Consider the following 9,447-nt stretch of genomic DNA (forward strand, 5'->3'; position numbering starts at 1 on the left):
CGGCCCGACCCGCAGCCGCCCGCCGCGGGCCGCCCGGGATCAGCGCCCCGGCCCGCCGTCGTCCAGCGGGATCAGCGCCCCAGCCAGCCGCCGTCCACCGGGATCAGCGCCCCGTGCACGTAGTCGGCCGCCGACGAGGCCAGGAAGACGGCGATTCCCCCGAAGTCCTCGGGTGTGGCCCAGCGTCCGGCCGGGATGCGGTCGAGGATCGCCTGGTAGCGGTCCGGGTCGTCGCGCAGCGCCTGCGTGTTGTCGGTCGCCACGTACCCGGGCACGATCGCGTTGACGTTCACCCCCCGGCCCGCCCACTCGTTGGCCAGTGCGCGGGTCAGACCGGCGAGGCCGGACTTCGCGGCGGTGTAACCGGGAACGTTGACGCCGCCCTGGAAGCTGAGGAGCGACGCGGTGAACATGATCTTGCCGTAGCCCCGCTCCAGCATCCCGCGGCCGACCTCGCGGGTGAGGGTGAACTGGCTGCCCAGGTTCACCGCCAGCACGTGGTCCCAGTCGCTGTCGGAGTGCTCCGCGGCCGGCGCGCGGGCGATGGTGCCCGCGTTGTTGACCAGGATGTCCACCGGGCGGTCCAGATTCCCGAGCCGGGCCGCCAGGGCGGCGACGGCGGCGCGATCCGCGAAATCGACCCGCAGCGTCCGGTAGGAGCGGCCGAGCGCGGTCACCCGCTGCTCCACCAGGCTGCCGGACTCCTCCAGGTTGGCGCTGACCGCCACGATGTCGGCGCCGGCGGCCGCCAGCGCCTCGGCCATGGCCAGGCCGATTCCGCGGCGGGCGCCGGTGACCACGGCCAGCCTGCCGCTCAGATCGAACGCCGAGCGCTGCGTGGTGCTCATCGGTCCTCTTCCTCTCCCTCTTCCCCCGGTGCTCCCCGTTCCTGCCGGTCCTCCGCGTCCTCCGCGCCGCCGCACCGTATGAGGACCTTCATCACGCCCGCGCCCGACTCCAACGCCTCGAAGGCCGCGGCCGCCCGGTCGAGCGGCTCGATCCGGGTGATGAGCGTCGCGGCCGGGATGGCGCCCTCGGTGAGCAGCCGCACCGCGGTCTCGAAGTCCTCCCGGTCGTACAGCCGGGCGCCGATCAAGGTGAGTTCGCGCCAGAAGAAGCGGTGCAGGCTGACCTCCCTGGGCGCCGGGTGGATGGCCACCTGGATCAGGCGACCTCGGGTGGCCAGCAGGTCGACCGCCGTCGTCACACCGGCGGCGGCGCCCGAGACCTCGAAGGCGGCGGCGGCGCCCGCGCCGTCGGACCACCTCGCGACGGTCTGCGCGAGGTCCTCGCCGCCGGGCGCGGTGTTGGCCAGGCCCAGCGCCCCCGCGACGGACCTGCGGTACGGGTCGGGCTCCACCAGCAGGACGTCGGCTCCCGCGCGGCGCGCGACGACCGCGATGAGCAGCCCGATCGGACCGCCGCCCACGACCAGGACCTTCTCCCCCGGGCTGACTTCGGCGCGGCGCACATCGTGCACGGCCACCGCGGTGGGTTCGACCAGCGCGGCGTGGTCGAGCCGCAGTTCCTCGGGCAGCCGGACCAGCGTCCCGGCCGGCACGGTCCAACCGGTCTGCAGGCAACCGGGCGCGTCGAGGCCGAGGAAGACCAGCTGATGGCAGATGTGGGTGTGGCCGGCCCGGCAGGCCGGGCAGTCACCGCACCAGGACAGCGGCATGACGGTGACGTGGTCTCCGGGCTGCCACATCGTCACCCCCGGCCCGATCTCGGCGATACGGCCGGACATCTCGTGGCCGATCACGGCCGGGGGGCCGACCCGGCTGTCCATCGAGCCGTGGTAGACGTGCAGGTCGGTGCCGCAGATGCCGGTGTAGGCGACTTCCACGCGCACCTGGCCCGCGGCCGGCGGCGACGGGACGGCCTCCTCGACCACCAGGGTCCTGGCCGCGGTGTAGGCGACGCGACGTGCGCTCATGGGTGGGACTCCTCGGTCAGGTGCCAGATCTCTTCCAGGTCGGACCAGTTGCCACCGGTCCCGGTGTCGGGCCACGGGTGCTGGCACGGGTCGGTCAGCTCCCACCAGCGGCGGGTCTCCGGGTCGTCGCCAACGGCGGCCATGTCGGCCGCGAAGTCCTCGCCGTGGTACTCGAAGTAGCTGAACAGCGTGTCGCCGCGCAGGAAGATGGTGTAATTGCGGACGTTCGCGGCGCGCAGCGTCGCCTCGACGCCGGGCCAGACCTCGCGGTGCAGCGCGAGGTACTCCTCGCGGCGTTCGGGCCGCAGCCGGATGGTCTGGGCGACGCGTTTCATGCGGGCTCCTCGGGTGATGGGTGTCGGCTGGCGGGAGCCGCCCGGTCCAGCCGGTAGGTGCGGATCGCGTTTGCGCGCAGAACGGCGTCGGCGGCGTCGGCGGGGAAGCCCGCGAGCGCGGCACGAACCAGGTCCAGCCAGGTCGGATACGACGTGGCCAGGGTCATCACCGGCCAGTCGCCGCCGTACAGGCACCGGTCGGGGCCGAAGGTCTGCAGCGCCTCGCGGAGCAGGGCGAGCAGTGGTTCCGGCCCGGTTCCGGGGGCGGCCTCGGTGGCCAGCCCCGACAGCTTGCAGACGACGTTCCCGGACCTCGCCAGCCGCCCGACCGCCTGCCGCCACGACGCGCCGGGGCTGGACGGGGACGGCTTGCCGAGGTGGTCCAGCACGATGACCTTCGTGGCCAGCGCGTAGCCGGCGCGGTCCACGCCGTGCAGGGCCTTGCCCAGGACGGTCTCGGCGCGGGTGGCCCCGTAGTAGGGCGACACGTCGAAGAAGGTGACGCCGAGGTCGAGCGCCGTGCGCACCGCGTCGATGCCGTCGCGCTCGCCGAACACGCCGCGGACCCTGCCCAGCGGCGACGCGCCGAAGGCGAGGTCGGAGATCTCGATGCCGGTGCGGCCCAGCGGGCAGCGCCTCACGAGGCGGCCCCGATCCCAGGGGCGTCGAACGGCGTCCGGTAGGAAGGGGCCTGCGAGCGCAGAGCGAGCCGGAGGGTGAGGCGGATCCTGCTGGAGCGCGGCAGGTCCACCTGCAGCCACGGCCCGCCGACATCGCGCGAGGCGGACCCGACGACGGGGGCGCGGTGACCGTAGTCGTAGAGGCCGCCGACCCAGCCCGGGTCCTCGCACACGGTGTACTCGACGGATTGGATGGTGTGCTCGGCGAACGCCCCGGCCTGCACGGTCACCGAGTGCGCCGTGCCGGGATCGAGGTTGACCAGGTCCACGACGGTGGCTTCCGGGTCGATGCTGGAGACCAGAGCCGCCACCGACGGGGGCAGGCCGGGCCGGCGGGCGTCGGCGTCGGCGTCGTAGTAGCGGACGCGGGCCTGTTGCAGGCCGCCGTTGTAGACCACTTGGGGGCCGCCCCAGGTGAGCTGGACCAGGGCTTCGGTGACCACCGGGTTGGACTGCTGCCACAGGTGGATGTCGGCCTCGGGCACCTCGGTGCCGCGGTAGAGCTCCATCCGGGTCAGCCGGTGGCGCACCTGTGCCTGCGCCGCGGCCAGGATCCGCTCGGGGTAGTCCGGGTCGTCGCCGGCCAGGAAGGCCAGCCAGGGCTCCTCGTGCCCGGCCTCCTCCTTGCTGCGGAACGACCGGACGGTGCGCCAGTCGTATCCGCTGGCCGCTCGCAGCCGCTCGAGCCGCTCGCGGTCCGCCGCCGAGGCGGAGTGGTGCCACAGCGCCGTCGGCACCGCCATGAGCATCGGGTTGTAGTCGAACCATCCCCCGTCCGCGTGGCGGAACGGCACGTGCAGGGTGGGGGTGTGCACGTCGTCGCCGAGCTGCACGGTCCACTTGGACGGCAGGCTCGAATCCGCCTCGGTGAACATCATGACCTTGCCCTGCGCCATGATCCCGTCCAGGGCGGGCCGCACCATGTCCAGGTAGCCGTCGTCGCCGGTGGCGAGCGCGCCGGCCAGCGCCGCGACGACGGCGGCGTGGCCGACGCTGTACCAGCCGTGCGGCCACGACCATCCGTAGTGGCCGCCGTACCAGCGTCCGTCCAGCAGACCGCCGACCGTGCCGTCGGGGGCGACGTTGTCGGGTAGGACGCCGCCGTTGGCCGCGGCGCGGTCGCGCCAGGCACCGACGTACTGCTCGATCCAGTCCCGGTACCGGTGGTCCCCGGTCAGGATCAGCGCGTTGAGGGCCAGTCCGGCGGCGGCGAGGTTGACGGCGGTGTCGCCGCTACCCATCCGGTCGCGCATCTCGGCGCCGAGGCGCGGGTCGAGGTCCCGCGGTGGCTCCGCCTCGCCGGCCGGCCGGATCCATTCCAGCGGGAAGCCGTACGTCTCGGCTTCTTTCGGCAGCCAGGGGTAGGAGGCGCCGTCGAACAGCCCCCCGCGCTCCGGGTCGCTGCCGTTGTGCGGCCGGCGGATGACGCGGCGCTCGGCGTCGTAGTTGCCGTAGCGGGGATCCACATAGAGTTCCGCGAAGCGCAGCGCCCGCTCGGTCCAGCGTTCGGGGGCGGCCATGCACAGGAAGTAGAAGAGCAGCAGGCTCTCGCCCTGGTGGAACCAGTCGTACCCGCGCTCGTACTCGTCCTTGAGCATGCCCAGTTCCGTGAGCTGCTGGGTGACTCCCTCCCAGTGCCGCTCCGACTCGGCCAGCAGGTCGTCCGCCCCGCCCAGCAGGTAGAGCTGCGGCCAGTTGAAGAAGACCTCGTAGAAGTCGTCCACACCATCGCGCGAGGTCAGCTCGCCGTCGTACCGCAACCGCCCGTCGGGTCCGGTGAAATCCCGGGCGAACCCGCGCCAGGCGTGGTCGAGCAGGTCGAACAGCTGACGCTGTGCCGTCGCCCAGCCGGGCGGTTCGAGCAACGGCACCGAAGCCGTGATGATGGCATGCACGGGAGGAACTCCATTCTGGCAAGGCAACGCCGCCCCGGGCCCGGGCGGCCAGGTGCACCGCGCGGGGACGACCGGGTGCGGGCGGTCAGTCCTTTGTCGCGCCGGCGAGCATGCCGGCGACCAGGAACCGCTGGGAGAACAGGAAGACGACCAGCACGGGGATGATCGCGAGCAGGGTGGCCAGGGCCAGTTCGGGGCGGTGGACGGCCAGGTTGCCCACCGTGGGGTTGAACTGGGGCACGTCGTCCAACAGCGTGCCGAGCCCCACCTGCACGGGGAACTGGCTGCTCTGCGGCAGCATCACGTAGGGCAGGTAGTAGTTCGTCCAGTTCGCCACGAAGCTGAAGAATCCGACCAGGGCGATCACCGGAGCGGCCAGCGGCAGCGCGACCCGCCGGAAGACGTCGAACTCCGAGCAGCCGTCGAGCCGTGCCGCGTCCAGCAGTTCACGCGGCATCGCGGTGCTGAAGTAGATGTACGTCAAGTAGACGCCGAACGGGTAGAAGGCGTAGGGAAGGATGATCGACCACATCGAGCCGATCAGGTGGAACGCGTTGACCTCCAGGAACAACGGCACCACCAGCGTGGCGTTGGGCATCAGCATCACCACGAGGGTGGCGATCAGCAGCGCCCGGCGGCCGCGGAACTCCGTCATCGCCATCGCGTAACCGGCTGGCACCGCCACGCACACGGTGATCACCAGGGCAAGGAACGAGTAGACGGCCGAGTTGCGCAGCCAGGTGAAGATCACGTCGCTCTGGTAGCCGGTCAGCGCCTGCCAGTTGTCCCGCAGCGCGTGCAGGGAACCGAAGGACAGCGGATTGGTGTGCACTAGTTGGTCGTCGGTCTTGGTGGCAGCCAGCACCAGCCACACCACCGGAAGGACGAAGAACACCAGGAACAGCACCAGAACCACGGCGGACAGCGCGCCGGAACCGCCGCTCCTGGTCGCCCCCCGCCTGCCCCCGCGGCGTTGCCGGATCGAGTCGCGGGCGGCACCGGGCATGGTGGGGAAGGCCGCGCGCCTGGCATCAGTCTGCATCGAAGAACCCCGATCTGGCGACGAAGACTCCCGCGACGACCAGGCCGACCAGCAGCAGCTCCACGGACACAGCGGCCGCGGTGTTGACGTTGTTGTTCTCGAAGGCGAAAGCGTAGGAGAGCTGATTGAGCGAGTAGTCACGTCCGGCGACCCCGACGCTGGCCTGGGACAGCAGTTGGGGCTCGACGAACAGCTGGGTGCCGCCGGCGAAGGCGAGAATCACCATGTAGACGATCCACTTGCGCAGCATCGGGATCTGGATCCGCCGGGCGGTCTGCCAGGGCCCGGCGCCGTCGATCCGCGCTGCCTCCAGGATGTCGCGCGAGATGTTGTTCAGCGCGCCGTACATCACCACGATCCAGCCGCCGGCGCCGGTCCAGAAGGCGATCAGCGCGAACAGGACGGGCAGGTGGCCGGGGGCGATGACCTCGGGGAAGGTGTGGAAGCCCATGGCCCGCAGGAGGAAGCCGATCGGGCTCACGGCCGGGTCGAGCAGGAACAGCCAGACCATGACGCTCGCCGCTCCGGCGAGGGCGCCCGGGATGTAGTAGACGAAGCGCAGCGCCCTGCTCACCCCCTGGGAAGCGACGCGGTGCAGCAGGAGCGCCAGCCCGACCACCAGCACCACCAGCGCGGCCAGCCAGAAGACCAGGTAGAGCGCCACATGCTCGACTGCCGGGACGAAGCGGAAGTCGCCGGCCGCGGAGCTGAAGTTCGACACGCCGCTGAACGTGCCGCCCGCGTTGGTGAAGGCGAAGTAGATCGCGTATCCGGTCGGCACCACGCCGAACGCGATCAGCAGCACCACGTAGGCGCCGACGAAGGCGTGACCGGCCCGGAGCGGCCCCAGCCTGTACCGCCGGGTCGGGGCCCGGTTGCGGCCGACCGCCGTGGACGGTGTGCTCACTTGGTCACCTTGTAGCCGTCCGCGCCGGCGTAGTTCACGATGGCGCTCTTCCAGGCCGGCAGCAGCGAAGTGATGGTCTTGCCCGCGGTCAGGCCCGGGGTGATCGCGGCGGCCCAGACCGCTTCCTGGCTGAACTGGCCGTACCCCCAGCCCGGCCACACCTGGTCCGCCGCCGCCTGCAGCGAGGCGGCGATGTCGCCGGCGAAGTATCCGGAGGCGTTCTGGTTGGCCAGCCACGCCTTGGCCGCCGGCGCGTACGCGGGGTAGCCGGGGGCGACCTTGCCCTGGTAGTCGTTCGACGTGGTCACCCATGTCATGAACGCTGTTGCGGCTTTGAGGTTGGCGCTGTGCGCGGACAGCAGCCAGGTGCCGCCGCCGACGTTGCCGACCGCCGGGCTGGAATCGCCCGCCCACTGCGGCATCGGAGCGACCGCGATCTGGTGCGCGGGGGTCTTGAACGTGCCTTCGAACAGCGCTCCGCCGTACCAGGACGGGCCGGGCATCATGAGGAGCCTGTTGGCGGCGTTCTTGTCGAAGTCCGAGCTGAAGACGCTGCTCTTGGAGAGCGTCTTGTTCGTGATCAGCGTGTCCAGCAGCGAGGCCATCCGCGTGCAGTTGGCGCTGGAGGTGTCGACGGTGACGGCCTTGGGCGCGGTGATCTGGTTGGCGCCGCACTTGCCCGACCACATGTAGATCTCGGGCGTGAAGGTGTCGCCGGCGGAACCCACCAGGTAACCCGGGTGCTCGGCGGCCACCTTCTTGCCCAGGGCCTCGTACTCCTCCCAGGTGGTGGGCACCTGGTAGTCCCACTGCTTCATCAGCGCGGAGTTGTACCACAGCACGGTCTGGGCCAGGTCGTTGCGCAGGCAGTACTGGGTGCCGTTCACCGTGCAGGGGTCGTTCGCGCCCTTCGACCAGCCGGCGAGCGTCGCGGCGGGTATCAGGCCCTTGTTCAGCGGCGCGGCGAAGCCCGCGTCCACCGCCCAGGTCGTCTCGTTGTTCTGCGAGCTGAAGACCACGTCGGGCCAGCCCTTGCGGGTGCGGTTGAACAGGCTCACCTTGGTGCGCAGGTAGTTGGAGCCGTTCGCGTCTCCGTCGTAGGTGACGATGTCCATCTTCACCGACGGGTTCTGCTGCTGGTACAGCTTCGCCGCCGCCAGCCGCGAGGAGTCCACCCACACCGTCAGGGTGCCGCCGGTCTGCTTCACCGGATGGAAGCCGCCGCTCCGGCTTCCGTTGCTCGTCCCACCGCCGCAGGCGGTCACACCGGCCAGCAGGAGCGCGCCGGCCGCGGTCAGCAGCCCGGCACGTCGCCGGCCTTCTCTGGTCTCTCGCACGCCAACCGCGCGGACTCTCGCTGTCATGGACGACCTCGCTACGTTGTGGTGCCCGTTCGGACCAACGGGCAGCGGATGTGCTTCCGGCGACTGCGAACCGCGGCGCCGGCAGGGGCGACGAGGGGCGACGAACCCCGGGTCGGCATCTCACGGGGAGGGGCACCGCGTCTTGGTGACACATAAGACGCGGCCGAACGGGTCGCAGTCAACGGATGGGCATGCTTATTTTTCAAGATCTTTTTACGCGCTGGACTCATGACTGTTACCTTTTGACCCGGTTCACCCTTTTAGTACGCTAAGTAGCGCAGAATGAGTAGCACTTATTCCGATGCCATATAGGGCCGGTGTATGCTCTTCGACAAGCAGATGGGAAGGCCACGCGTTCTGTGCGGCCCGCGACGAAGGGGGACGCCTGTTGGACGGCAAGCCCGCACCGGCGGCAGACGGCGTCCCGGCGCAGCAGCAGGCGCAGTCCGCGGGCCCCTACCGGCCGGGCTACGAACTGGTGGCCGAGCAGATCCTCCAGCTGATAGCGGAGTTGGGGCTGCGGCCGGGCGACCGGATGCCCACCGAGAACGAGTTGGCGTCACGTCTGAGCACGAGCCGGACCGTGGTGCGCGAGGCGGTCAAGATCCTCTCGGCCATCGGCCGGGTGCGCGCCCAGAAGGGCCGCGGCCTGTACGTGGCCGACGACGAGGGGATGCTCGGATCGTCGCGCTGGGGAAGCTTCTTCCTCCCGACCGACCTCGATCACGTCTACACGCTCTTCGAGTTCCGCAGGGTGCAGGAAACCGCGGCCAGCCGGCTCGCCGCCACCCGCGCGACCCCGGCCGAACTGCGGGCCATCGAGGCGGCGGCCGACACCTGCCGGGAAGGCCATCTGACGGGACAGCGCGAGCTGTTCGACCGCGGGGACGACGACTTCCACATCAGTATCGCCGCCGCCTCGCACAACCCCTTCCTGGTCGCGTCGGTCCGCGAGGCCCGCCGCCTGCAGCACCAGTCCAACATCATCGGGCTGCACGGCGGGATCGGCGGCCACGCCGAGGAGGCCGTGGCCGAGCACGCGGCGATCCACCAGGCGATCCGGACCGGTGACGCGGAGGCCGCCGCCCACGCCGCCACCGTCCACCTGGACAAGACGCTTGAGGACTACCGCCGGGAGATCCAGCGCCGGGTCTTCGGTTAGCGGTCCGGCCGCACCCGGCCGGACGGCCGTCCCCGTGACGCGCGACGAGACACCCTGCCCGTGCCGAACCGCCGCCGGCGCCGGCCTCACCGGCTGTGGCGGCCGGGCCGGCCCATCAAGGGACCC

The 9,447-nt window shown here is 71.0% G+C and carries 9 protein-coding genes; 1 reads left to right on the forward strand and 8 read right to left on the reverse strand.

Features of this window, described 5'->3' with window-relative positions:
- Positions 1 to 71 precede the first annotated feature (71 nt).
- The 8 genes from GA0115240_RS13175 to GA0115240_RS38075 all read right to left on the reverse strand — a co-directional run bounded on the left by GA0115240_RS13175 (position 72) and on the right by GA0115240_RS38075 (position 8,159).
- Positions 72 to 848 (reverse strand): SDR family oxidoreductase, encoded by a 777-nt coding sequence (locus GA0115240_RS13175; RefSeq protein ID WP_093736864.1) that lies wholly within the window; start codon positions 846 to 848, stop codon positions 72 to 74.
- Positions 845 to 1,936 carry a zinc-dependent alcohol dehydrogenase gene (locus GA0115240_RS13180; protein ID WP_093736865.1) on the reverse strand — a complete coding sequence of 364 codons (1,092 nt, stop codon included), beginning with the start codon at positions 1,934 to 1,936 and terminating at the stop codon, positions 845 to 847. Before GA0115240_RS13180 ends, GA0115240_RS13175 begins: the two co-directional genes overlap by 4 nt.
- Positions 1,933 to 2,271 carry an L-rhamnose mutarotase gene (locus GA0115240_RS13185; RefSeq protein WP_093736866.1) on the reverse strand — a complete coding sequence of 113 codons (339 nt, stop codon included), beginning with the start codon at positions 2,269 to 2,271 and terminating at the stop codon, positions 1,933 to 1,935. The genes GA0115240_RS13180 and GA0115240_RS13185 overlap by 4 nt, the downstream gene beginning before the upstream one ends.
- Positions 2,268 to 2,912 carry an aldo/keto reductase gene (locus GA0115240_RS13190; RefSeq protein WP_093736867.1) on the reverse strand — a complete coding sequence of 215 codons (645 nt, stop codon included), beginning with the start codon at positions 2,910 to 2,912 and terminating at the stop codon, positions 2,268 to 2,270. Before GA0115240_RS13190 ends, GA0115240_RS13185 begins: the two co-directional genes overlap by 4 nt.
- Positions 2,909 to 4,846 (reverse strand): hypothetical protein, encoded by a 1,938-nt coding sequence (locus tag GA0115240_RS13195; protein ID WP_093736868.1) that lies wholly within the window; start codon positions 4,844 to 4,846, stop codon positions 2,909 to 2,911. Before GA0115240_RS13195 ends, GA0115240_RS13190 begins: the two co-directional genes overlap by 4 nt.
- Before the next feature lie 85 nt (positions 4,847 to 4,931).
- Positions 4,932 to 5,888: a carbohydrate ABC transporter permease gene (locus tag GA0115240_RS13200; RefSeq protein ID WP_093736869.1), complete on the reverse strand. Its 957-nt coding sequence runs from the start codon at positions 5,886 to 5,888 to the stop codon at positions 4,932 to 4,934.
- On the reverse strand, positions 5,878 to 6,738 hold the full coding sequence (locus GA0115240_RS13205) for a carbohydrate ABC transporter permease (RefSeq protein ID WP_093736871.1): 861 nt from the start codon (positions 6,736 to 6,738) through the stop codon (positions 5,878 to 5,880). The genes GA0115240_RS13200 and GA0115240_RS13205 overlap by 11 nt, the downstream gene beginning before the upstream one ends.
- Positions 6,739 to 6,791: 53 nt before the next feature.
- Positions 6,792 to 8,159 (reverse strand): ABC transporter substrate-binding protein, encoded by a 1,368-nt coding sequence (locus GA0115240_RS38075; RefSeq protein ID WP_093736870.1) that lies wholly within the window; start codon positions 8,157 to 8,159, stop codon positions 6,792 to 6,794.
- A gap of 388 nt (positions 8,160 to 8,547) precedes the next feature.
- Between GA0115240_RS38075 and GA0115240_RS13215 the strand changes: the two genes are divergently transcribed.
- Complete coding sequence (locus GA0115240_RS13215; protein WP_370673329.1) at positions 8,548 to 9,321, forward strand: FadR/GntR family transcriptional regulator; 774 nt, start codon at positions 8,548 to 8,550, stop codon at positions 9,319 to 9,321.
- Positions 9,322 to 9,447 lie beyond the last annotated feature (126 nt).

Origin of the sequence: Streptomyces sp. DvalAA-14, assembly GCF_900091855.1 — a bacterium.
In the GTDB taxonomy this organism is placed as follows: Bacteria; Actinomycetota; Actinomycetes; order Streptomycetales; family Streptomycetaceae; genus Actinacidiphila.

Excerpts from the sequence above, each read along its gene's own strand:
- GA0115240_RS13175 (WP_093736864.1), bottom strand. The coding sequence starts at position 848 with ATGAGCACCACGCAGCGCTCGGCGTTCGATCTGAGCGGCAGGCTGGCC.
- GA0115240_RS13180 (WP_093736865.1), bottom strand. The coding sequence starts at position 1,936 with ATGAGCGCACGTCGCGTCGCCTACACCGCGGCCAGGACCCTGGTGGTC.
- GA0115240_RS13185 (WP_093736866.1), bottom strand. The coding sequence starts at position 2,271 with ATGAAACGCGTCGCCCAGACCATCCGGCTGCGGCCCGAACGCCGCGAG.
- GA0115240_RS13200 (WP_093736869.1), bottom strand. The coding sequence starts at position 5,888 with ATGCAGACTGATGCCAGGCGCGCGGCCTTCCCCACCATGCCCGGTGCC.
- GA0115240_RS38075 (WP_093736870.1), bottom strand. The coding sequence starts at position 8,159 with ATGACAGCGAGAGTCCGCGCGGTTGGCGTGCGAGAGACCAGAGAAGGC.